The 23,431-nt window shown below is 45.1% G+C and carries 16 protein-coding genes; 11 read left to right on the forward strand and 5 right to left on the reverse strand.

Annotation, left to right across the window (positions count from 1 at the left end):
- Window positions 1–6: 6 nt before the first annotated feature.
- The 3 genes from MHI32_RS04570 to MHI32_RS04580 form a co-directional block, all read right to left on the reverse strand.
- A complete protein-coding gene (locus MHI32_RS04570; protein ID WP_076130664.1) occupies window positions 7–840 on the reverse strand; it encodes a carbohydrate ABC transporter permease in 834 nt (277 codons plus the stop codon).
- Between the two features lie 2 nt (window positions 841–842).
- Complete coding sequence (locus tag MHI32_RS04575; protein WP_076105422.1) at window positions 843–1,736, reverse strand: sugar ABC transporter permease; 894 nt, start codon at window positions 1,734–1,736, stop codon at window positions 843–845.
- 107 nt (window positions 1,737–1,843) lie between these two features.
- Window positions 1,844–3,190: an extracellular solute-binding protein gene (locus tag MHI32_RS04580; protein ID WP_076130663.1), complete on the reverse strand. Its 1,347-nt coding sequence runs from the start codon at window positions 3,188–3,190 to the stop codon at window positions 1,844–1,846.
- 312 nt (window positions 3,191–3,502) lie between these two features.
- Between MHI32_RS04580 and MHI32_RS04585 the strand changes: the two genes are divergently transcribed.
- From MHI32_RS04585 to thrC, 5 genes are all read left to right on the forward strand, one after another.
- On the forward strand, window positions 3,503–6,055 hold the full coding sequence (locus MHI32_RS04585) for a glycoside hydrolase family 2 protein (RefSeq protein ID WP_340011962.1): 2,553 nt from the start codon (window positions 3,503–3,505) through the stop codon (window positions 6,053–6,055).
- 25 nt (window positions 6,056–6,080) lie between these two features.
- Entirely contained in the window at window positions 6,081–8,234 is a 2,154-nt protein-coding gene (locus tag MHI32_RS04590; RefSeq protein ID WP_340011963.1) for an alpha-galactosidase, read from the forward strand.
- 325 nt (window positions 8,235–8,559) lie between these two features.
- On the forward strand, window positions 8,560–9,525 hold the full coding sequence (locus tag MHI32_RS04595; RefSeq protein ID WP_076194460.1) for an alpha/beta hydrolase: 966 nt from the start codon (window positions 8,560–8,562) through the stop codon (window positions 9,523–9,525).
- A 1,347-nt stretch (window positions 9,526–10,872) separates the two neighbouring features.
- Window positions 10,873–11,376 carry a CYTH domain-containing protein gene (locus MHI32_RS04600; RefSeq protein WP_036680734.1) on the forward strand — a complete coding sequence of 168 codons (504 nt, stop codon included), beginning with the start codon at window positions 10,873–10,875 and terminating at the stop codon, window positions 11,374–11,376.
- Between the two features lie 248 nt (window positions 11,377–11,624).
- Window positions 11,625–13,016, forward strand: coding sequence for a threonine synthase (gene thrC, locus MHI32_RS04605; RefSeq protein ID WP_076184992.1), 1,392 nt, complete (start codon window positions 11,625–11,627; stop codon window positions 13,014–13,016).
- 87 nt (window positions 13,017–13,103) lie between these two features.
- Here the strand turns inward: thrC and MHI32_RS04610 are convergent, their stop codons facing one another.
- A complete protein-coding gene (locus MHI32_RS04610) occupies window positions 13,104–14,378 on the reverse strand; it encodes a helix-turn-helix domain-containing protein (RefSeq protein WP_340011964.1) in 1,275 nt (424 codons plus the stop codon).
- Window positions 14,379–14,499: 121 nt separating this feature from the next.
- On the opposite strand from MHI32_RS04610, the gene MHI32_RS04615 reads away from it, so the two are divergent.
- The 6 genes from MHI32_RS04615 (at window position 14,500) to MHI32_RS04640 (ending at window position 22,479) form a co-directional block, all read left to right on the forward strand.
- Window positions 14,500–16,440 carry an NAD(P)/FAD-dependent oxidoreductase gene (locus tag MHI32_RS04615; protein WP_076219701.1) on the forward strand — a complete coding sequence of 647 codons (1,941 nt, stop codon included), beginning with the start codon at window positions 14,500–14,502 and terminating at the stop codon, window positions 16,438–16,440.
- Between the two features lie 29 nt (window positions 16,441–16,469).
- Window positions 16,470–17,282 (forward strand): acetoacetate decarboxylase family protein, encoded by an 813-nt coding sequence (locus MHI32_RS04620; protein ID WP_081386450.1) that lies wholly within the window; start codon window positions 16,470–16,472, stop codon window positions 17,280–17,282.
- Between the two features lie 77 nt (window positions 17,283–17,359).
- Window positions 17,360–18,133 (forward strand): glucose 1-dehydrogenase, encoded by a 774-nt coding sequence (locus MHI32_RS04625; RefSeq protein WP_036680744.1) that lies wholly within the window; start codon window positions 17,360–17,362, stop codon window positions 18,131–18,133.
- Window positions 18,134–18,395: 262 nt separating this feature from the next.
- On the forward strand, window positions 18,396–19,382 hold the full coding sequence (locus MHI32_RS04630) for a Gfo/Idh/MocA family oxidoreductase (protein WP_038568824.1): 987 nt from the start codon (window positions 18,396–18,398) through the stop codon (window positions 19,380–19,382).
- 22 nt (window positions 19,383–19,404) lie between these two features.
- Window positions 19,405–20,280, forward strand: a complete 876-nt coding sequence (locus MHI32_RS04635; RefSeq protein ID WP_076282120.1) for a radical SAM/SPASM domain-containing protein — start codon at window positions 19,405–19,407, stop codon at window positions 20,278–20,280.
- Between the two features lie 129 nt (window positions 20,281–20,409).
- Window positions 20,410–22,479, forward strand: coding sequence for a class I SAM-dependent methyltransferase (locus tag MHI32_RS04640; protein WP_340011965.1), 2,070 nt, complete (start codon window positions 20,410–20,412; stop codon window positions 22,477–22,479).
- 97 nt (window positions 22,480–22,576) lie between these two features.
- Here MHI32_RS04640 and MHI32_RS04645 read toward each other — a convergent pair whose 3' ends face one another.
- Complete coding sequence (locus MHI32_RS04645) at window positions 22,577–23,392, reverse strand: hypothetical protein (protein ID WP_340011966.1); 816 nt, start codon at window positions 23,390–23,392, stop codon at window positions 22,577–22,579.
- Window positions 23,393–23,431: the final 39 nt, after the last annotated feature.

Here is a 23,431-nt window from a genome sequence, read left to right on the forward strand (position 1 = left end):
CCTACCTTATTTGACCGCTCCACTGGTTACGCCTTCAAAGATGTAACGCTGCAGGAAGAAATATAGAATTACTGTTGGCAGCAGGATAAGCAGAATAGCCGCACAGATTAAATTCCATTCCCCCGAATTGACCCCTTGAAAACGCATTAGGATCGTCGTAACTACACCAAGGCTTTGTTTCGGCATGTAGAGGTAAGGGATGTACATGTCATTGTAAATGCTAATGGTTTTCAGAATAATCAAAGTAGCCGTAGCTGGCGTAAGTAAAGGGAAAATAATCGACCGATAGATTCTGAACAGAGAGGCACCTTCTACCATCGCACTTTCATCGAGATCCACGGGAATATTACGGATAAATTGCAGATATAAAATAATTTGAATTACATCCGCTCCAATATAAAGCACGATCGGGGCGCCAAGTGTATTGTAAAGCCCCATGCTTTTGATGATACCAAAAGTCGCCACTTGTGTCGTGATACTAGGAATAATGGTGGCTACTAGATATGCACCGAAGACAACGGGTTTCAATTTGAAAGAGAAGCGTCCCAATACAAATGCTACCATAGTGCCGAACAGAATGTTCAGAATTAAAGTAATAGCTATAATGATTAACACATTACCAAATCCGTTAAGTAGACCCCCACGCTGGAAGACGGCAGTGAAATTATCGAAATTCAAAAAGCTTTTTGGCAGTGCCATGGAGCTGCTGCTGTTAAATTCGTCAGTGGATTTAAAGGCATTGACGATGACCACATACGGAGGAAAGAGTACAACAAATACGCCGATAAGCAGCGAGAAGTATTTAATAACATCTGTGAAGCGAAATTTGGAGTATGTCATATCTATTTGTCCCCTCCCCGGCTTAGAACTAGTTGCTGTACCAACAGTACGATGACGACAAAGAAAAGCAAGATAATACTCATGGCAGAAGCGAGGCCATAATTATTGTAAGCAAATGCTGTATCTACAACTTTTTGTACGTATGTTTCGCTGGCGCCTGCGGGGCCGCCCTTGGTCAACACGAAGGGGAGATCGAATACTTCCAGTGCCCCTGTGACGGTAAGAAATAAGTTAAGCTGGATGACTGGCTTCATATTCGGTAAAGTAATTCTCCAAAGTGTTTGAAAAGGTCCGGCACCATCGATCTTTGAGGCCTCATAGATATCGTTTGGAATGGCCTGCAAGGAGGCGATGTAAATTACCATGTTATAACCCATGAAACGCCAAAATCCTGTGGACGCCAGAGAATAGTTAACCAGTCCTTCTGTTCCAAGCCAACTGGTCTGTCCTAGTCCGGTAAGACCGATGCTATTCAGGAACATATTCAGAGAGCCATTGGTGGTGTCAAAGACATAACCAAACATAAAGGCGACGGCGACACCGTTCATAATGTAAGGGAGGAACAATAAGATTCGAAATGCATTTTTTCCTTTCAACTTACTATTGAGCACAATCGCAAAATAAATAGCGACGATATTCTGGAGAATTCCCATCGCGAAATAAGCAAAGTTATGGGTAAATACCTTGAAAATATCGGGGTTGGAGAAGACTTCGCGGTAATTATCGAGACCGACCCAAGGCTTTTCAGGGCTATAGCCATCCCAATTCGTAAAGCTGTAATAAATCAGCTTGAGTGCCGGATAATACGTGAATGTTGCGAGCAGCAACAAAGGAATCGTGAGGAAGGATACAATGATAATCGTCTTCTGTTTGTTATAGGAAAGTGTTCCGAACATCGCTAGCCCTTCTTTCATAAAAACGTGGTATGGAAAGGCAAAATGGATTATCCGTAAAAGCAATAATCCATTTTGCTCCGTAGTGTACTTCGAATCAAAAGCTCAAATTAATAACCGAGGTCCTTCTTGGCTTTAGCCCAAGCTTTATTCCACTTGTCTAATACGGTTTGTGGATCTTTGGCAAGTACAAATTCCTGTACAACAGCAGGGAGATCCAGTTGTGCCTTGTTGCCGATCTCTGTAACCTTTGCATCGTCAACAGTTCCTTCTACCAGTTCTACTCCGGTAGCTTGGAATTCTTTCAGCTGAGTCAGATTGGATTCCTTGCCTTTTAATGGAGAGATAAAGCCGGCGAAATCCTCATAACCTGAATCTTCAATCATCCATTTTACGAAGGCTTTAGCTGCCTCTAAATTTTTGCTGTTTTTGGCAACGGCATAGAAGAAGTCAGGGCTAAGGGTAGCAGATGGTTTACCCGAATTGTCATAAGGGAATGGGAAGAAGCCAACATTGTCTGAAGAAGCGCCTGCTCCGATAACTTGGTTAATAACCCAGTTGCCAAGATAGTACATAGCGAATTTGCCGGAAGCGATGTCCTTTTTCGATTGCTCCCAGTTGGTGGAGTTGATGTCTTTTTCCAGATAGCCTTTTTCATTGAGCTCTCTAAGTAGGCTGAAAGCTTTGCCATAACCGTTGTCCATAGTGAATGGTGTTTCAGAGTTCAGCTTAGCATTTGGAAAATCAGGATTGCCTTCAATTAAGCGTGGTGTGTCATAAGCCCAAGTACCAAGTGGCCATTTGTCTTTAAAGTTAGAGGACATTGGAATAACACCTTTTGCTTTCAGCTTCTCGCAGGCAGCCAGGAATTCATCCCAAGTCTTAGGCGTTTCGGTGATGCCGGCATCAGTGAATGCTGTTTTGTTATAAACAATACCGGAAGTAGAGTTCCCTGTAGTAATTCCGTAAAGCTTACCATCAAAGGATTTGAAGTCTTTAAAGGTGATCTGATCGTTCAAGCCGAGATCATCCAGTGAAGCAAAATATTTCGGCAGGTCGGAGTTAGGGATGGAAGGAATAAACATAACGTCTGGAAGCTCGCCGCTGGCCATTCTGACTTTAGCCTGTTGGTTATAGTCGGTTTGGGAAGCTTCGAATTCGACTTTAATGTTCGGGTATTTTTCATTAAAGCGCTTTAAATATTCGTCATATTCTTTGCCGATCATGTCTGTTCTGTTAGTTAGGAAGGTGATTTTGCCGCTGATATCAGCTCCTGCTGCAGGTTCGGCAGTTGCATTCGTGTCACCGCCGGTATTCTCTGCGTTAGTTGCTGCGGGCTTTTCAGTTGCGGCAGCACCGTTATTCGTGGTGTTGTCATTATTCGAACCACAGCCAGCAAGTGTTGAAGATAAGACCATAATCATAACAAAGGATAACGAAAATAACTTATTTCTCATAGCTTAATCCCCTTTTCGTTTTTATTGTTAGCGTTTACATGAACATTATAGCTTTATCGAAGCCGTTAATAAATGTATTGTATTATTATTTATTGTCTTTATTTGTTTTGTTTCTGCGTTTATAATTAGCATGTACCTAACAATCAGATAACAAAATACAAAGAATATCAAAAGGGTTCAATGAATTAATTGAAGTCTTATGCTATTTTTGAGAAGTCTATGCTTACAAAACTTTAGGCATCTGCTTCCGAAGCGAGTTTTGCGCGAAGTCATTCAGAGAAGTCTATGCTTACAAAACTTTTAGGAGGTATTATGAAACATTTGCATATGAATCTTGCGAAGTGGGAATTTAGAGGCTGTGGTGATGAGGAGTGGCTTCCGGCGACTGTGCCAGGTACAGTCCATACGGATTTACTAAAGAACGGGAAGATTTCAGACCCCTTTTATGGAACAAATGAACATGATCTACAGTGGATCGATAAGAAGGACTGGGAATATCAAACCTCGTTGCAGTTGGGGGAAGAGTGGCAGGAGCTTGCTTGTACGGAGCTAGTTTTTGAGGGACTGGATACTTATGCAGATGTGTACGTGAATAATGTACATGTGCTCGCTGCTGATAATATGTTTCTGGCATGGAAAGTGGATGTCAAAGATCAGTTAAAGACTGGAGAAAATAATATACGGGTGAAGTTCCGCTCTGTGGTTAAGGAAGATTTACCGAAATTAGCGAAGCTGGGTTACGCGCTGCCTGCCTCGAATGATCAATCCGAGCTTGGGGGATTAGATGAACAACGGATTAGTATTTTTGCGCGCAAAGCACCTTATCATTACGGCTGGGATTGGGGCCCGCGTTTCTTGACCAGTGGAATATGGCGTGCGGCAGCTCTGGTGGGACGTGACACCGTTCAAATTACAGACCTCTATATCCGTCAAAATGTGATTGCTAAGGAAGAAGCTCGCCTGACCGCAATTGTAGAAGTGGATGCTCCTGCTGCTTGGCGGGGAATGCTGCGAATAAGTGCCGATGGTTTGGAGTGGATGCAAGCGGTTACTTTAGAAGAAGGCAAGCAGCAATTAGAGATGAATATTGTTATATCCGAGCCACAGCTCTGGTGGTGCAGAGGGCTCGGAGAGCCTCATTTATATACATTCCAGGCAGAATTGATACAAGATGCGGAAGTAGAGGTTAGCAAAAGTGTGCGGACTGGGCTTCGCAGTATTGAATTGATTCGGGAGCGTGATGCCAAAGGAGCTTCGTTTTCTTTTGCGCTGAATGGAGTTTCCGTCTTCGCCAAAGGTGCCAATCATATTCCAAATGACAGCTTCACCACAGAAGTAACCGAGGAGCGGTATCGGCATGAAATTGCCACGGCAGTAGAATCGAATATGAATATGCTGCGCGTTTGGGGCGGCGGTATATATGAAGAAGATATTTTTTATCAGCTCTGTGATGAATACGGACTGCTGGTCTGGCAGGACTTTATGTTCGCTTGCAGTATGTATCCCGGAGACGAGGCGTTCCTTGAAAATGTGAAAAAAGAAGCCGAATATAACGTCAAAAGATTGCGCAATCATCCCTGCATCGCCTTATGGTGTGGCAACAACGAGATTGATTCGGCCTGGTCACAGTTCGAGGAAAATATGGGCTGGGGCTGGAAAGAAAAACTCGGCGCTGAGCAAAGAGCGACAATGTGGGCCGATTATATTAAAATCTTCCACCGTATTCTGCCGGAGGCTGTAGCCGCGTTCCATCCGGGAGTGGACTACTGGCCGTCTTCGCCGTTGCGGGAGCTGACTGGCGATATTAATCAGCATGCGACGCGGATTGTGGGCGAAGGGGATGTGCATTACTGGGGCGTGTGGCACGGAATCGAACCTTTTGAGAACTATAATACAAAGGTTGGCCGCTTCATGAGTGAATATGGCTTCCAGTCGTTCCCGGAACTAAAAACGGTAATGAGCTATGCGGAAGAGCAGGATTTGGAGCTTACCTCAGAGGTGATGCTGGCGCATCAGAAGAATGGTCGCGGTAATCTGCTGATCAAAGAATATATGGATATGTATCTGCCGCAGCCAAAGGACTTCAAAGCTTTTTTATATATGAGTCAAATCCTGCAGGCCGAAGCGATCCGAATCGCGATTGAAAGCCATAGAAGAAATAAACCTTATTGTATGGGCACTTTATACTGGCAGATGAATGATTGCTGGCCGGTGGCTTCTTGGGCGGGCATGGATTATAACGGGCGCTGGAAAGCCCTGCAATATACCGTGCGTTCAAGCTTCAAAGATGTTCTGTTGTCTATCGACGGTACAGACCGTGAGAAGGTAGACGTTCATGTCGTATCTGATTTAAGAACAGCAGTGAGCGCTGAGTTGGTGCTTACTTTGTATCAGTTTAACGGTTCGGTGCTGCGAGAGTGGGCACATCCCGTTGAGCTGGGAGCTGATTCTGCTGCTATCGTATTCTCGTCTCCTGTGGCAGAGCTGCTAGAAGGTCAAGGGGTGGGTGATGTATTGCTTGGAATTGGCTTGCAGGCGGATGGCCAGGTGATAGATCACAAGCTGCATTATTTTACTCCGGAAAAAGAAATTCCATTGCAGCGCTCAGTAATTACCGTGCTGGAAACTCCAGAGAGCAGTGGATTAAGCTTCACCGTGACCAGTGATGTATTGGCTAGAGGTGTATACCTGACTTCGGAAGAGGAAGGAATATTCTCTGACAATTATTTTGACCTTCTCCCAGGTCAGACCAAGACGATAGAGTTCTCACAACGCGGGAACGATGGAAGAGACTGGATTCCTGCCGCACCTAAAGGGCTAAAGGTTCAATCGATGGTTGATTTTGTGAGCGAAGATTTGCTGTAAATCCTAAGGAGAGAAGGACTGGCACATGGGGATTTTAGTTCAGGAAGATAAGGGATTATTCCATTTACAGAGCGCAGGGATGAGTTATATTCTTCAGCTTGTTAATGATTATCCGGCACATGTGTATTGGGGCAAGAAGCTGCGTAGTGGCAGCAATTTGGAAGGGCTGTTGAATCTGGGAGGAAATACGGGTCTCGACCGGCTCCCGCAGGAATATCCCCAATACGGCACGGGAGATTTCAGAACACCTGCTTATCAAGTTCGGCTCGAAGACGGCACTCGTATTACAGAGCTGAAATACAGCGGGTACCGGGTAGTTGAGGGTAAACCCTCACTGCCGGGTCTGCCATCTGTATATGTTGAGTCTGCGCAAGAAGCACAGACGTTGGAGCTTACACTTAAGGATGATTACGCCAAGCTGAGTGTTATTTTGCGCTATACGGTTTTTGAACATACCAACGTAATCACCCGCTCTGTGGAGTTCACCAATGCGGGGGAAACACAGCTGCGATTGCAGCGTGCACTGAGTGCTAGTGTCGATTTCTCGTCTGGCGATATGGATATGATCTATTTGGCAGGAGCTTGGTCAAGGGAAGGTAATCTGACCCGTAGACGTCTGGTGCAAGGGGGTACGACCATTGGGAGCCGCAGAGGGATGAGCAGCCACCAGTTTAATCCATTTGCAGCGCTGGTGAAACCTGAAACGGATGAAAATCATGGAGAGGCCTACGGCTTCAGTCTTGTATATAGTGGAGGCTTTGAAGCTGAGGCAGAGGTCGACTCCTTCGGGATGACCCGGTTTACGATGGGGCTGAATTCATTTGATTTCTCCTGGCTGCTGGAGCCGGGCGAACAAATCCAGACCCCAGAAGTAGTGATGGTGTATTCTTCCGAGGGGATCGGGGAAATGTCGAGAACCTATCATCGCCTGTACCGGACCCGTTTATGCAGAGGGTTATATAGAGATAAGGAACGGCCCATTCTGGTCAACAATTGGGAAGCCACCTATTTCAACTTCGATGCGGATAAATTGGAGTCGATTGCGGCGGAAGGAGCGAAACTCGGGATAGAGCTATTCGTACTGGACGACGGTTGGTTTGGCAAAAGAGATGCAGATAACTCCTCTCTCGGAGACTGGGTAGAGGATCTGCGCAAGCTTCCAGGCGGATTGTCTGATGTGGCGCAGCGTGTGAACAATCTAGGCTTGCAGTTTGGCCTCTGGTTCGAGCCGGAGATGATCTCGCCAGACAGCGAGCTCTATCGTAAGCATCCCGACTGGTGTCTGCATGTGCCGGGACGCCGCCGTAGCGAAGCCCGCTGGCAATTGGTGCTGGACTATACTCGGGAGGATGTACGTCAGTACATTTATGAGTCACTGTCCCGGATTTTCTCGACCGTGCCTATTAGTTATGTGAAATGGGATATGAACCGTTGTTTAACGGAGATTGGCTCTGCAGAGTTACCTTCTGAACGCCAAGGGGAAACCGCACATCGTTATGTGCTTGGTCTGTATGAGCTATTGGAGCGAATAACTTCAGAGTTTCCGCATATCCTGTTCGAGAGCTGCTGTAGTGGTGGTGGCCGCTTCGACCCAGGCATGCTGCATTACATGCCGCAGACCTGGACCAGTGACGATACCGATGCTGTGGAACGACTGAAGATTCAGTATGGAACAAGTCTGGTGTATCCGGTTAGTTCGATAGGCGCGCATGTGTCTGCCGTGCCGAATCATCAGGTAGGACGGATCACCCCGCTGTCTTTTCGTGGAGATGTAGCTATGTCCGGTAATTTCGGTTATGAGCTGGATCTTACGAAGTTTACAGACGAAGAGAAGGAACTTGTGAAGGAACAGGTTGCGAACTATAAACAAATCCGCAGTCTTGTGCAGCAAGGGAATCTGTACCGGCTGCAAAGCCCATTTGAGGGCAATGAGACAGCATGGATGTTCGTGTCCGATGATCAGCGTGAGGCATTAGTTTATTACTTCCGGGTAATGGCTGTGCCGCACCCGCCCCGCCGTAGCCTGAAGCTGAATGGTTTAAATCCGCAGCTGGATTACATTCTGGAGGCAAGTGGTGAGGTTTACGGTGGTGATCGGCTAATGCAGGCTGGACTGGCTCTGCCGGATATCCAGCAGGATTTTGTTAGCGGATGTTATAAATTGAAGGTGCAGGAATAGAGTTTATTGCAAGTCATCAGCAAGCCATGAGCCTAGCTCGTGGTTTGCTTTTTTTGTTCAAAGATGAATTTGAATCAGCTGAAGCTGCGGATGGCAAGGCAGCCTTGATCGTATCCACCTCCACACATATATTCCTCCTGTTATGGCATCCTGTGCAGCTACCCTTGTGCATGACACTATAGCTTTTTTTGCATGTTCATATTCCGTTCATATTGAGGTCATAGAGAGTACATCTTCATTGGTTAATCTTAGCTTAGCAGTTAGTTATGGTAGTCCAAAACACAGCTGATGACAGGAGAAGATACGAGTGGAAATAAAAGAAAGAATGAAAATGAAGGCGGGCACGAGAACAAGTAAAATACTAAACATACTACTTAAAGTAGTAGGAGCAATAATCATCGCAATCGTGCTTTTTCTCGCTATTGTCTATACAGTTAATTTGATCAGCAATAAATCGGAACAAAATAAAATAGAACCCTATGGTCAGTTAGTACCCGTAGATGGGAAAAACATGAATGTTTATATTCAAGGAAAAGGTGAAGAAACAGTCGTGCTACTACCGGGTTATGGCACAGCAGCGCCAGCTCTTGATTTTAAAGCATTAATAGATGAACTGTCGCCGTTTTACAAAGTTGTCATGATTGAGCCTTTTGGGTATGGATTAAGTGATCTGACCAAAAAGGAGCGCAGCACAGAGAATATTGTAAGTGAAATTCATGAAGCTTTACAGGCTCTTAATATTGACCGTTATATTCTAATGGGCCACTCTATTTCAGGCATATATGGACTAGATTATGTTAACAAGTATGAAAATGAAGTGAGTGCATTTGTCGGGCTTGATAGTAGTGTTCCATCGATAAGCGAGAGGAAGATCGAAGCTTCGGAATTAAGAGCTATAAATCTGCTCAAAAAATCAGGTTTAATCAGATTGCAAATGAAATTTAGTGCTGACCCAATTGCTGAACTACCATTTGATGATAAAACAAAAGAACAAATGAGACTGATCAATCGCAAAAACATATTTAATCCTACCCAATTAAATGAAGCTGGAATGATGTATTCTAATTTTAAATCAGCTGAAAGCTTAACATTTCCTAAAAATCTTCCTCTTATTTTCTTTATACAAGCGAATCAACCAGCAACGGATAGATGGATACCAGAGCATGAAAAGCAAATCAAGGACTCTGTGCATGGAAAAATAGTGAAGTTTGAAGAGGGACATTATTTATATCGCACTAAAGCAAAAGAAATCGTAAAAGACTTTCAGGCATTTATGAAAGAAATAAAATAAGTGCTGCCGTCGAGCCGACCGGATTTCAGGATTTCCTCTGATTTTCGTTCGGTTTTTTATTAGTCCGTAAGATATGGGGGAGTGCCACCAGTAACGATGGTCTAATCTTTAGGTTTGGTCTGGGATAAGAATGAGAAGGCGTCGGCTACATTTAATGGAGAGTCCCTTGGTTGCTGCTAGGTTCCTAGGTACCCTGCTTCGGATCGGACTCAGTAGTCCTTATTTGCTAGAAAAGAGGCAATTGAGGTTACTTTCGGACCCCAGCGACGTTATTGGCTAATTATCGCGACCGCAGGGGGTGTTTTGGAGTAAATAGCTGCACCTGAGTCCGATACCATCTCAAATATGCGTTTTTTTCGCGAATAGAGGCTATACGGTCCGTAAGTAAATAGGAAGTAGGGGTGGTATGAGAGAGTATGAGAGAGTATGAGAGAGTATGAGAAAGTATGAGGAAGTATGAGAAAGTATGAGAAAGTATGAGAAAGTATGAGGGAGTATGAGGTAGTATGAGGTAGTATGATGGGGTTCCACCAGTTAACGATGCTCCAATCATTATGGTCTGGTCTGGGATAAGAATGAGAAGGCGCCGACTACATATGATGGAGAGTTCCCTTGGTTGCTGCTAGGTTCCTAGGTACCCTGCTTCGGATCGGACTCAGAAGTCCTTATTTGCTAGAAAAGAGGCAATTGAGGCTACTTTCGGACCACAGCGACGTTATTGGCTAATTATCGCGACCATATGGGGTGTTTTGGAGTAAATAGCTGCACCTGAGTCCGATACCATCTCAAATATGCGTTTTTTTCGCAAATAGTGGCTATACGGTCCGTAAGTAAATAGGTGAGTACGACCCGTGGAGCGTGACCAACTAATCGAATGGGTGAGTACGACCCGTGGAGCGTGACCAACTAATCGAATGGGTGAGTACGACCCGTGGAGCGTGACCAACTAATCGAATGGGTAAGTACGACCCGTGGAGCGTGACCAACTAATCGAATGGGTGAGTACGACCCGTGGAGCGTGACCAACTAATCGAATAGGTGAGTGCGACCCGTGGAGCGGAACCAACTCATCGAATGGGGGAGCCTCACCAGTGGCACACGGAGCAACTCATCGAATGGTGATTCCAATGATCGCCGGCTGACTCGCTAATTATCCGTAGTTTCCAGTAATCTATGGTGAGCCCTATCTTTCCACAACCTCCATAAATCCCACAATGAACCCCACGGTAGCCTTTTTTAAGCAAGAGCATGTCCTATTTCCCTATAATCCACATTGACTTGGGTTTGTCACACCCCTATGATGATTATTAATATAAAAATATATGACACGAAGAGGAGCGAAACATCATGGCTTTGGAGATCGAACGCAAGTTTCTGCTGCCGGAATTTCCGGAGCAGCTGATTCAAAAGGGAGAATTGAAGATTGTTACCCGTCATAATATCGATCAGACATATCTGGCAATAGATGGTGGTCAAGAGCTTCGTGTGCGTAAAATTACGGATCTGGACTCAGGTGAGGTAACCTACACGCATACGTTTAAGGATGGCAAAGGGATCAAACGCGAAGAGATCGAATATTTTATCTCAGAGGGTTTATATAATCAGATGATCGAAGCGGTAAATGCGGTAGCTTTGGTCAAAGAGCGAATTACAGCGGTGTGGAATGGCACAACGGTTGAGATCGACGTATATTCCCAGCTGAAATTGTCCGTATTGGAGGTTGAATTTGAATCTCTGGAGGAAGCGGAAAGCTTTAAAGAGCCGGAATGGTTCGGTAAAGATGTTAGTACAGAACGGCAGTACAGCAACAAAACGGTCTGGAGAGAGCTGCAAAATAAGACAAAGAATTAACGGACTTTAGCGCGTAAACGTGGTAGTATATAGGGAAAACAAGCAGAAATAGCTTTATCATCCCTAACTAGCTTAAGGATAACGTTTAGGGTGAAACTTATAGTTAATTATAAGAATTTATAAGTGGTGCAACTATAATAGCCTTATATTTCTGCGAGAAACAGTTGTCTTCTATATTGGACGACAACGTTGTTTCTTCTTATCATATATTCTTGTCATATATTAACGAGGGGTTCAGGAGGATGAGCATGAAGTTTATAAGCACAAGAGGTAATGTGGAACCTAAAGGTTTTATTGATACGGTGTTGATGGGACTTGCGGACGACGGTGGGCTGATGGTTCCATCCGAGATTCCAGTGGTTTCAGCAGCAACGTTGGAAGAGTGGAGAAGTCTCAGCTATCAGGAGTTGTTCCTGAAGATTGTTGCCTATTACACCAATGATGAGATTCCTTACGAGGATTTGCAGGAAATGGTCAACACCAGTTATGCCAATTTCCGCACACCTGAAGTAACGCCTATACACCAAGTGGATGATTCTTTATATGTCCTTGAATTGTTCCATGGGCCTACTTTTGCTTTCAAGGATGTAGCGCTGCAGTTTATGGGTGAGCTGTATTCATATATTTCCAAAAAACAAAACAAAATCATCCACATCCTCGGTGCAACCTCTGGGGATACTGGAGCGGCGGCCATTCAAGGTGTACGCGGCAAAGAAGGCATCAAGATCTGTATTCTCCATCCACATGGCAAGGTAAGTAAAGTGCAGGAGCTGCAGATGACTACGGTGGACGACAGCAATGTACTGAATCTGTCTGTTCATGGTAACTTTGATGATTGCCAGAAGGTGATTAAGGATCTGTTCGCAGATCTGGACTTTAAAGGTCGGTATCATCTGCGTGCAATTAATTCCATTAACTTTGTGCGGATTCTGGCGCAGACTGTTTATTATTTCTATGCATATCTGCATGTCGATGGCAGCAACGAGAAGAAGATTAATATCAGCGTGCCTTCCGGTAACTTCGGTAATATTTTCTCGGGTTATTTGGCTAAGCAAATGGGGCTTCCTATTAACAAGCTAATCATTGCTACGAATGAAAATAATATTTTGGAGCGTTTCGTGAATACTGGCGAATACAAACCAGGTAATTTCACAAGCACTTACAGCCCTTCGATGGACATCCAAGTGGCAAGTAATTTCGAACGGTATCTGTATTATCTGGTAGGCGAGGATTCTGAGAAGTTATCCGCGTATATGTCCAAGCTGCAAACCGAAGGCAAGATTACGGTTGAAGGCGAGGCGCTTCAGCAGGTGCAGAAGGATTTTGCAGCGCTGGGTGTGAAGAATGATCAATGCTTGAATACGATCGCTAAGTATCAAAAAGAACACGGCTACCTGCTTGATCCACATACAGCATGTGGAATCGCGGCTTACGAAGCTTTTAATGGCCCGGATGAGATTGGCATTACCTTTGCGACTGCACATCCAGCTAAGTTCGATGAGGCAATTACTTTGATTGATATTAAGCAGGAATTCCCGGCACAGATTAAAGCATTGTTCGAGATGCCACAACATCAAACCGTAGTGGATCATGACAAGGATGAAATCGTGCGTCAGCTGCAAGCTTTTTACGGATTGTAATATCATATACTGTTCTACTTCACAGCACAGCCCCCGTTCTTGGGATAAGAACGGGGGCTGTTTGTGTGTTTATAGTAGCTTCTAACATTAACGTTGCGGCGTACGGGTCTGCTCCCTAACTTTTTCACAAAAAGCAGCGACCTTGTAAGAGACATAGTACGACAGCATTTTTTCAGAATCGGTAAAGTCGGTGTCCAGCAGTCTGCTGATAAGATCGAGCTTATATCTGAGTGTATTCCGGTGAATGTACAGCTCGTCTGAGGTAATCTGCATGTTCCGGTTATTTTTGAGATAAACGTAAAAGGTATGATATAGATTGGACTGGTGCACAGTATCGTATTCTTGAAGCTTGAGCAGCTCTGGATGGTAGTAGTTATTATCCTCGTTAAACACAACATCAGCAGAGAGCATCTCATAGAGCTGGATATCTGAATAGTAAGTCAGCTGCTGCTGCGGGCTGAGAATGGTACCGATCCGAATAGCGTTTCGGGAGTGAAGATAGTGTCTCCTACATTGCGTAAGATTAGTGAACATATTGCTGATGCCAAGCGAGATGCCGGTTTGGGCTAGAAATTCCTGCAGCTGCTTATTTACAAGCTCTTTGGAGAGATTTCCATCATGGATCATTACAATCTGCCCGTCATAATAGGTGGAAGGACTGCCCGGAAAAAGCTGTTGCAAACGTTCTCTTAAATAATCATCATAACGGCCTGAACCTTCATACCAGGTAAGATCGAACAGCAGCACAAGCAGCTGATTCCCGAACTTTAGTCCTGCACTCCGCATCCTGTCCTGAATAATCCGGTTGTCCTGAAGCTGTTCCTCTAGCAATGCGCAGATAAAATCTTCAACTTTTATATTTTTGGCGTTGCGATAGTAGCTATTTTTGCCCATCTCTTCGGCAAGTATGGTAGCGGTGATGGACAGCAGCTCGTTATCTCTGGCGCGAAAAGGATTTGTGCATCCTAGAAGCAATACATTGCCGATTTGTTTGCCGGCTACTTTTATTTTGGAGATCAGTTTGGAGTTTGATGTTTCCTCGCAGGTTACCTCATAAGATTCATCGCTTTGTTTCCCACGCTGGACACTGTTCATTTTGCTCACAGCCGCAATGAAGTCGTAAGAGCAATAACCTTTGCGGATATTATCACTCCATATGTAATCGTCGATATCGGAAAGGTCAGAGTGAGCTACAATTTTGAAGCTGCAATCAAATACAATGACGGGATTCTGCAGTAGCTCGGCAGCTGTCTGTACGATAGCTGAAAGGCCTGCACCTGAAATGTATGCAGTAAACAAAGATGCGGTATAATGCTCCATTTCGATTTTACCTGATACTTGCTCATTTAAGGAAACATCCATTCATATCGCCCCCTGTTTCAATAATAGTGCAATATGCACTATAAAGAAGTGATTTTTGGTGCTTGTAAATATATTCACAAAGTATTGGACGCCTTAAACTAAAGGTGGAGGTGCTAAGCAGATGAAATATGAAAAACTGTTTGCAGCAGGTAAAATTGGACGCCTTGAACTTAAGAATAGAATTGTATTGCCGGCTATGGGAACGTCACTGGCTGCGGCCAGTGGTGAAGCATCGGATGAAATGATTGCTTTTTATGAGGAACGTGCCGCAGGTGGCTGTGGTCTAATCATTACGGAAATTACGCGTGTGGATAATGAGACCGGAGTAGGTACACCGAACCAGCTGAATGCAAGTGACTTGCTGTTTGTGCCGCGTCTGGAGAAACTGGCAAGAGCTGTGCATCGTCATGACAGCAAAATATTCCTTCAGCTCCAGCATCCGGGCCGGCAAAATCACGGACGGCTTATTGGAGGCAAACAAATTGTTGCTCCTAGCGCAGTGATGTCTTCAGCGATTGGGGAAATGCCCCGGGAGCTGTCTACTGAAGAGGTAGAAGAGTTAGTTCGTAAATTTGTGTTCGGAGCTTATATAGCTAAAACAGCAGGTATTGATGGTGTGGAGATCCATGGTGCCCACGGCTATCTCGTAGGACAGTTTCTGAGCCCACTTACCAATCTGAGAACTGATAAATATGGCGGTTCACTGGAAGGTAGAATGTCATTCCTGAACGAAATTGTGCTTGGCATCAAAAAGACCTGTGGCGCAGGATTCCCTGTATCGGTGCGAATCGACGGCGATGAATTTGTCTCAGGCGGGATTACACTGGATGAGGCTATCCAGACTGCGAAACATCTGGAAAGCATCGGAGTGGATTGCATAAATGTAAGCTCCGGCACTTATGAATCATCCAATACGATCATTGAGCCGATATCCTACCCGCAAGGCTGGAAAAAACATCTCTCCGCAGCCATTAAGCAAGCGGTGCAAATTCCAGTGATTGCTTGTGATGTGATCCGTAAGCCTGAATTTGCTGAGAGTCTGCTACAGGAAGGAAATACGGATTTTGTAGCCCTTGGAAGAGCCCAACTGGCCGATCCGGAGTGGGGTAACAAAGCGGCAGCAGGCAAAGAAGCAGAGATAAGAACCTGTATCTCTTGCCTGTACTGTATTCAGGAAGTGATGGAGTGCAAGGTAATCAAGTGTGCTGTCAATGCCAGAGTGGGCCGTGAGCTTGAATTTGCAGAACCAACAAAAGATGGCGCTGGCAAAGTAGTAGCTGTGATCGGCGGGGGTCCAGCAGGTATGGAAGCAGCACGGATTCTGGCGCTCAGAGATTTTAAACCTGTATTGTTCGAAGCCAGAGATGTGCTAGGCGGCAGCGTGGAGCTGGGAAGCCGGCCACCATTGAAGGAGAAGCTGAACTGGTTTATTGATAATATGCAGCATCAGTTAGAGGATCTGGATGTTGATGTCCGTCTCTCTACGAAACCTACGCTGGAACAACTGAAGCAACTGAACCCTTATGCGGTATTTGTTGCTGCTGGGGCACAGCCTATAGTGCCTGTTATTCCGGGAGTAAAGAAGGCAGCGGTCTGCACCGTTGTTGACGTACTTAGTGGGTCAGTTGTGATTAAGAACAAGCAGGCTGTGGTCATCGGCTCCGGCATGACAGGGCTGGAAACGGCTGAATATTTAGCCGATATGGGAAATCAGGTCACGGTGGTGGAAATGCAGCCGCGGGTTGGTCCAGATGCCTATCTGCCAAATCTGATCGACATTGTGACTAGACTGAAAAAGAACGGCGTGGAGCTCTTAGCATCAACCAAGCTGGTAGAAGTGCAGGATGGCGCGATTGTGCTTGAGAATACGTCCACGGGGGAAACTTCGCTGAAAAAGACGGATGCTGTTGTATTATCCATTGGTGTTACACCCGATCGCTCATTTGTTGATGAGTTGAAGCAGGTACTGCCTAATGTGAAGGTGATCGGCGATGCAGGCAAGCCAGGCCGAATCGGACAGGCCATTCAATCTGGATTCGAAACGGCTTTTGTGCTGAACTAAAGGGTTACTAATCTAAGGAGGGTTCATTCATGGTGAGTTTTGTGAAAAGTTTCGCAGATATGCAGAAATACGGAGGCAAGCCAACCACCTTTTATGATGCAGAGATGCTGACGGTGTATTGGGAGACCAAACCAGAGATTATCGAGCGTTTGTTGCCGAAGCCACTGAAGCCAACAAGCCGGCCGCTGGTAAATGCTTTTATCGCCAATTACCCAGCTACGAACTTTTGTCCACCTTATCGTGAAGCTGGATTGTTCGTTCTAGCGGACTATAACGGACAATTAGGCAACTACTGCCTGTCGATGCCTATTACAAGCGATATCGGGATGGCTATGGGCCGGGAAGTATGTGGGCTGCCTAAGAAAATGGCCGATGTGCGTATGAACACCTCAGAAGATGGCATTGATGGGGCAATCGGCCGGCATGGCATTGACTTTTTCAACGTAAAAGCCACTATGGATGGACACTTCAATGACAATGGAGCCGAGAAGATTCTGGAGGAATATTACGGCAAAGATATCCCTTTGTATAACATCAAATATGCCAATGCAATTGACGGAAACGGCTTCGATCTGATGCCAACCTTGGTCACACAGCGTTTAGTAAGTGAGGTTAAAGTCTATAAAGCGGCTGAAGCCTCTATCACCTTCCAAGACTCCCCGCATGATCCTTGGAGTGAGCTTGAAGTTGTGAATATGCTGGGCGCGGTTTACACCGTCAGTACAAATGTGCTTGAAAAAGGTAAAATTCTGGAGCCTCTGAATCCAATGGAGTATCTTCCATACTGCTATCTCCGCTGGGACTGGTGGGAGAACAATTTGCAACCTGTTTCCTCAGTATAAGCCTACGTGTTTGAAGTGAGTTTGTGCGAAATGAAACCGAAGAAGGATCGGCTAACTAAACATTAGGAGGAATTAGAATGACTAACCTTTTTGATTTGACGGGTAAGACAGCTATTATCGCAGGAGCATCCAGTGGGATCGGGGTACAATTCGCAGAGATGCTTGCTGAGCAAGGAGCAGACATTGCTATTTTGGCCAGAAGATATGACAAGCTTGTAGCAGTAGCCGAGGATATCCGGGCTAAATACCCTGAACGCAGAATAATTCCTATCGAGTGTGATGTAAGAAAAGAGGACCAGATTATTGTGGCTGTTCAAAAGGTTATGGAAGCCTTTGGCAAAATTGATATTCTGTTGAATAATGCTGGTGTGGTGGATGCGGTTCCGATTGAGGCGCTGGAAGAAGAAGCTTGGGATCGGGTACTGGATACGGATTTAAAAGGTGTTTTCCTGATGTCGAAACATGTGATCCGGCATATGAAGGAACGGAATTACGGCAAAATCGTCAATACAGCCTCAATGCTAGGCCTTACAGCTTCTGCTTCGGTTCCTACGCATTCTTACAATGCTGCTAAAGGTGGAGTGATCCATCTGACAAGAGGGGTGGCGGCAACTTACGCTAAGCATGGTATCACTGTTAATGCGATTGGACCAAGCTTGTTCAAAACTGAAATGACTGAGAATACGTTATTTGCAGAAAAAGCGCTAAAAATGTACAACGCAGTGTGTCCGATGGGGCGCCCTGGTAATCCGGGAGAATTAAACGGCGCCGTGCTCTACTTTGCTTCAGATGCTTCCAGCTACACTACAGGTCAGACTTTGTTTGTAGATGGCGGCTGGACAATTATATAGAGTTCATCTGGGTGCGTTCTGGGTCCGTAAGCTCAGGGAATCATTGTAATTCCAAAAAAAGGGTATCTCAAAAGCCATGAAAGGGTGGCTGGGATACGCCTTTTTTTGCGTTGTACGATGAGCGGTGCTCCGCCAGTAACAAGAGAATTGCTGAATTTATCAGAAATTGTCGTTAATTTGCCTTAAAAAGTAGACATGACTACCTATGAGTGAGAAAATAGCATGTAGAGTTAGTAATAACTAAAAAGGACGGGATAACATCATGACAATTCGTTTCGGGGTCATTGGAACAAACTTTATTACAGACCGCTTCGTGCAAGCCGGCTTGGAGAATGAGGAGTTTATCCTGACAGCCGTGTACTCTCGCACAATGGAGAAAGGTCAGGCCTTTGCTGCTAAATATGCGGGAGCTACAATTTATACGAATTTGGAAGATATGGTGAAAAGCAAAGATGTAGATGCTATATATATTGCCAGCCCAAATTCTATGCATGCAGAACAAGCGATTATGTGCTTAAATCACGGCAAGCATGTGCTCTGCGAGAAACCGGCTGCATCCAACAGTACGGAGCTTAAAGCTATGATTGAAGCTGCGCGCACAAATGATGTGCTACTGGTAGAGGCGATGAAATCGACCTTTATGCCGAACTTTGGAGTGATTCGTGATAATTTGTATAAACTCGGCCAAGTTCGCCGTTATTTTGCAAGTTACTGTAAGTACTCCTCCAGATATGATGCCTACCGGCAGGGGACTGTGTTAAATGCGTTTAATCCCGCTTTTTCCAATGGCTCGTTAATGGATCTTGGAGTGTACTGTTTGTATCCAATGGTAGTGCTCTTTGGCAAGCCTCAATCAGTACAGGCAGTGGGTGTCATGCTCTCGTCAGGTGTGGATGGTGAAGGAAGTCTCATTATGAAGTATGACGATATGGATGCGGTAGTTATGCACTCCAAGATTTCCGACTCCTATCTGCCAGCTGAGATTCATGGAGAGAACGGTACGATGGTGATCGACAAAATCAATGAGCCTTATCAGGTGAAAATTTACTATCGTGATGGTACAGTTGAGGAGCTTACGTTGCCTCAGGTGTTTGAACCTATGTATTATGAGGTGGAAGAATTCATCAACTTGATTAAGAATGGTGAACGGGAGAGCAGAATTAATACTCATGAGAACTCCATGGCCGCAGCAGAGATTATGGAGGAAGCCAGAGCACAGATCGGTCTCCGCTATGCCTCAGATTTATAATAAATAGAATGGGGAGCAGGACTTGAAGACTTTTAAAAAGGTTTATATTGAGATAACAAGCGTCTGCAACCTCGCCTGCAGCTTTTGTCCACAAACCGCCCGGACGAAAAATTTCATGAAGCTTGATACGTTTAATACGATATTGGATGAAATTAAACCACACAGCAATCATATTTATCTTCACGTCAAAGGGGAGCCGTTGCTGCATCCCAAGATCGGTGAACTGTTGGATGCTGCTCATGCCAAAGGGTTCAAGGTTAATATTACAACCAATGGCACGTTAATTCATAAAGCCGGACCTAAAATTCTTGGTAAGCCCGCACTGCGTCAGATGAACTTTTCTCTGCACAGCTTTGATGGGCATGAAGGGTCAGAGAACCGTGAAGGCTATCTTTCAGAGATAATTTCTTTTGTACGGGAAGCCTCAGCGCAAGGGGTTATTATTTCTTTCCGCTTGTGGAATTTGACGGAGGATAATCTGACGAATCTGGAGAGAAACCGTAACCGTGAAACCCTTGCCCTGCTGGAGGAAGCCTTCAACTTGGATTTCAAGATCGAAGAAAAGGTTGTGCCTGGCAGTGGTGTCAAGATTGCCCCACGCATCTACCTTAATCAGGATCATGAGTTCCGTTGGCCAGCGCTGAATGAGCCGGAAGATGACGGAAAAGGGTTCTGTCATGCCCTGCGGAGCCAAGCGGCAATCCTTGTGGATGGCACGGTTGTGCCATGCTGTCTGGATGGTGAAGGAGTAATTAACCTAGGCAACATCCATGAAACTCCGTTCTCAGAGATTGTAGAGGGGGAGCGGGCGAACAATTTATTCTATGGCTTCTCACGTAGAGAAGCGGTGGAGGAGCTGTGCCGCAAATGTGGGTATCGGCAGCGGTTCGGAACCTAATGATTGGAATGCAAACAGAACCGGGACATGGCTATTTCATGAGTCCTGGTTCTGTTTTTTAATTAACGGGATTGTATATATATAATAATAGGTCTTTATAGTCTCCACTTTGGAGCGAAGGAGGAGCATATGCTGAAATCACTGGAAGCCATCGCCTTATACCGTGAAGGTGTGCAAGATCATTTGGAGGATCACCTCTGGCTGAAGCTTATTGTCCAAGCGGAGGAGCAGATTGTAAATTTGGAACGTGTGGAATCTCTGGAGGAGCTGGATCGCAGGAATCCCGTACTGGACTATGTGGAACGTAGCTTGCAGATTCTGGACCAACTTCCCCGTTCTATTTGGATAAAAGAGCTGGTGGAAGAAACGTTAATTTGGTCAGAAACGGCTAAGGGAGGTACAGCAAAGGAGCGGCTGGTTTGGCAGGAGGAAGGGATCAATTGTTTTGTACATAATTTAGGTTCCGCACAGTTATATGAGAGATATTTAGGGAGGGCTGTCTCCGAGAAAGGTGCGATGATTCAGCGGCTTATTGAGACTCATGGACTTATAGGACAGCAAATTCGCGGAGAAGTGCCGCCGGAAGTCAATAAGCCACTCCATGATATAGTGGAAGATCAGCTGCTGACCGCGGAGGAACTGGAACGCCTGCTGACCGTGCTCAATCATTGCATCATCGGAGCTGTGTCTCCCGAGTTATGGCAGAATGTGCAGCATGAAGTGAAGCAGCTTATTGAGCTGATTTCTTCAGGCAATCTTGCTAGTCCTATGCCGATGAAGGAACGGCTGCGCAGAATGCGGCTGGGTCCGATCTCTAGAGGAGAGGATTTCACTACGGAATGGGCTAAGCTGACGCAGGAAGGTTTCCATGCTGAACGGTTGGAGTCATTAAGTAAGATTACCTTCTGGTATGTGGAATCTGCACTACAGACCTTTTCGCTGGAGCAATTTCTGAAGGTGATGGTGCTTGCTGCCCAGAGGGCGCAGAATCAATCCTTAAGCCATATCAGCTTCGAGCATGTCATGAACAGCATTTACTACGATTACAAGGGTGTTAAGAAGACCAATGTTTATAAGAAGCGGATTATCGAAAAATATTTAGCGGAGCTTACATGGAAGGATATCGAGCAAGGGACTTTGCCTGCTGAGAACCCTCACCTACTCTTGCGGCAATATTCTAAGGAACATCTGCCAGACACGGTATTTTTTCAATTCCAATTCTCGGCAGCGGCAGAGAAGCTGATCGAATTTTGTATGGAAGCTGAAAAATCACCCTTGTATGAACGTGCTGTATTGCTGTTATTCGATCTATTCGAGCTGCGCAGGGATGCTTTTGACCGTTTTCATAATGAAGATACCTACTTAAGCCAAATGAATAATACAGCAGATTATAAAGCTGTAATTCTAGATCATGTCACTGGACAAAAAGTGCTGGATATCGGTCCGGGCGGCGGTGTGCTGCTGGATTTACTGGAAGAGCGTATGCCCGAGGTTACTCCTATCGGCATTGATATATCAAGCAATGTAGTGGAAGCCTTGCGACAACGCAAGCAGCGGGAAGGTCGCCACTGGGAGGTGCTGCAGGGAGATGCGTTGAACCTTAAAGATTTCGTGGAGGCCGGAACGGTGGACACGGTAATTTTCTCTTCGATTTTGCATGAGCTATATTCTTATGTGCCGCTAAATGGTAATAAGTTCAATCACGACACCGTCTCCGCAGCTCTGCGAAGTGCCTTTGCTGTATTGTCAGCTGGCGGGGTTATCATTATCCGCGATGGGATCATGACTGAACCTGCATCATTGCTGCGGAGAGTTCGCTTTCTGGAAGAGGATGGTCTGGTGTGGCTGGAGCGTTATGCGAAGGATTTTGCTGGACGTCAGATTCAGTTTCAGAGATTAGGGGAACAAGAAGTGCTCATGCCCGTTAATGATGCCATGGAATTTTTATATACTTATACCTGGGGCGAAGAGGCTTATATTCACGAAGTCCAAGAACAGTTTGGTTATTTCACCCCTACGGAGTTTGCCTCATTTATTGAACAGATTTTAGGAGAGCAGGCAAAGATTGAGGTCTTGCGACATTACTTGCAAGAAGGTTATACCGAAGCTCTGCGTGATAGAGTAAGGTTCATGGATGAGAGCGGACAGGAAGTGGCGCTGCCGGACAGCACCTGTTTTATTGTGATTCGGAAGGAATAGCCGAAAAATACATCAGCTGCATCTAAAAAAACAATCGGCAGACCCTCTGATGCGGAGGAGATCCGATTGCTTTTTTATATAGAGATTCTTGCCCTTGTTAGATTAGCACTTCTAGCTGCGACTTATCAGATTCTTCGGCTAAACGTTGAATTTCTTGATAGGTAGCTAATTGTTCTGTCCGCTCATTGGTGTTCTCTTCAGAAGGTTTAATTTCTGTTGATCCTGCTTTATCGATCTGATCTTTAATTTTATCTCCCGTGTCTTTCATGGCATCGCCTAACGTTTCGTTCATTTCCGATAGTTTAGTTTCGATTTTGGATAACTGCTCCCGTTTGGCTGTTGCGGAATGAGTAGAACGAGCCTCATCCAGCTCTATTTCCTTGGTCAGAACTTTTGCCTCGCCACGCATCTTAGTGTGGGTAGAAGAAACTACCTCCATTTGGCTAACATCTTGGCTTACAGAAACAATCGTATTCAATCTTTCGTTCTGTATCTCTTGCTCGGTTTTAGGTTCATCCTTTGGATTAGCTTTTTGAGCATCTTCTAAGTTCTTTTGTTGCTCTTCGAAGCTGTATTTTGCAATTTGTTGGTCAATCGTTTGGAGCTGCTTGTCGAACTCCTTAAGTTGATCTTGAATAGATTCGAGATTATGTGAACTTTTGGTAGTTCTTTCAATCAGACTGTTCTTACTGTCGATGATATTTTGTTTTTGTTTAAGCAGGGAGTTAACCATTCCGTCCATTTTGGATTGATTTTGAAAAGCAGCCTTTGCAGATTTACTTATTGATAATTTATCTCCATTACCATTACCACTAGTATTGCTGTTTGATTTCATAGTTTTATCATTAGTTTGGTGACTAACAGATACATTAAACCTCGTTCCCATAGATGCGGTCATATTCGTTATGTGCATGGTTCATTATCCTCCTACGACGATAAGATCTATCTATAA

It is taken from the genome of Paenibacillus sp. FSL H7-0690 (assembly GCF_037980415.1).
Taxonomy (GTDB): Bacteria; Bacillota; Bacilli; order Paenibacillales; family Paenibacillaceae; genus Paenibacillus_AQ; species Paenibacillus_AQ odorifer.

Coding starts and splice junctions, on each gene's coding strand:
- thrC (WP_076184992.1), top strand. CDS start 11,625: ATGAAGTTTATAAGCACAAGAGGTAATGTGGAACCTAAAGGTTTTATT.
- MHI32_RS04620 (WP_081386450.1), top strand. CDS start 16,470: ATGGTGAGTTTTGTGAAAAGTTTCGCAGATATGCAGAAATACGGAGGC.
- MHI32_RS04585 (WP_340011962.1), top strand. CDS start 3,503: ATGAAACATTTGCATATGAATCTTGCGAAGTGGGAATTTAGAGGCTGT.
- MHI32_RS04590 (WP_340011963.1), top strand. CDS start 6,081: ATGGGGATTTTAGTTCAGGAAGATAAGGGATTATTCCATTTACAGAGC.
- MHI32_RS04625 (WP_036680744.1), top strand. CDS start 17,360: ATGACTAACCTTTTTGATTTGACGGGTAAGACAGCTATTATCGCAGGA.
- MHI32_RS04575 (WP_076105422.1), bottom strand. CDS start 1,736: ATGTTCGGAACACTTTCCTATAACAAACAGAAGACGATTATCATTGTA.
- MHI32_RS04580 (WP_076130663.1), bottom strand. CDS start 3,190: ATGAGAAATAAGTTATTTTCGTTATCCTTTGTTATGATTATGGTCTTA.
- MHI32_RS04610 (WP_340011964.1), bottom strand. CDS start 14,378: ATGGATGTTTCCTTAAATGAGCAAGTATCAGGTAAAATCGAAATGGAG.
- MHI32_RS04640 (WP_340011965.1), top strand. CDS start 20,410: ATGCTGAAATCACTGGAAGCCATCGCCTTATACCGTGAAGGTGTGCAA.
- MHI32_RS04645 (WP_340011966.1), bottom strand. CDS start 23,392: ATGCACATAACGAATATGACCGCATCTATGGGAACGAGGTTTAATGTA.
- MHI32_RS04570 (WP_076130664.1), bottom strand. CDS start 840: ATGACATACTCCAAATTTCGCTTCACAGATGTTATTAAATACTTCTCG.
- MHI32_RS04595 (WP_076194460.1), top strand. CDS start 8,560: ATGAAAATGAAGGCGGGCACGAGAACAAGTAAAATACTAAACATACTA.
- MHI32_RS04630 (WP_038568824.1), top strand. CDS start 18,396: ATGACAATTCGTTTCGGGGTCATTGGAACAAACTTTATTACAGACCGC.
- MHI32_RS04615 (WP_076219701.1), top strand. CDS start 14,500: ATGAAATATGAAAAACTGTTTGCAGCAGGTAAAATTGGACGCCTTGAA.
- MHI32_RS04600 (WP_036680734.1), top strand. CDS start 10,873: ATGGCTTTGGAGATCGAACGCAAGTTTCTGCTGCCGGAATTTCCGGAG.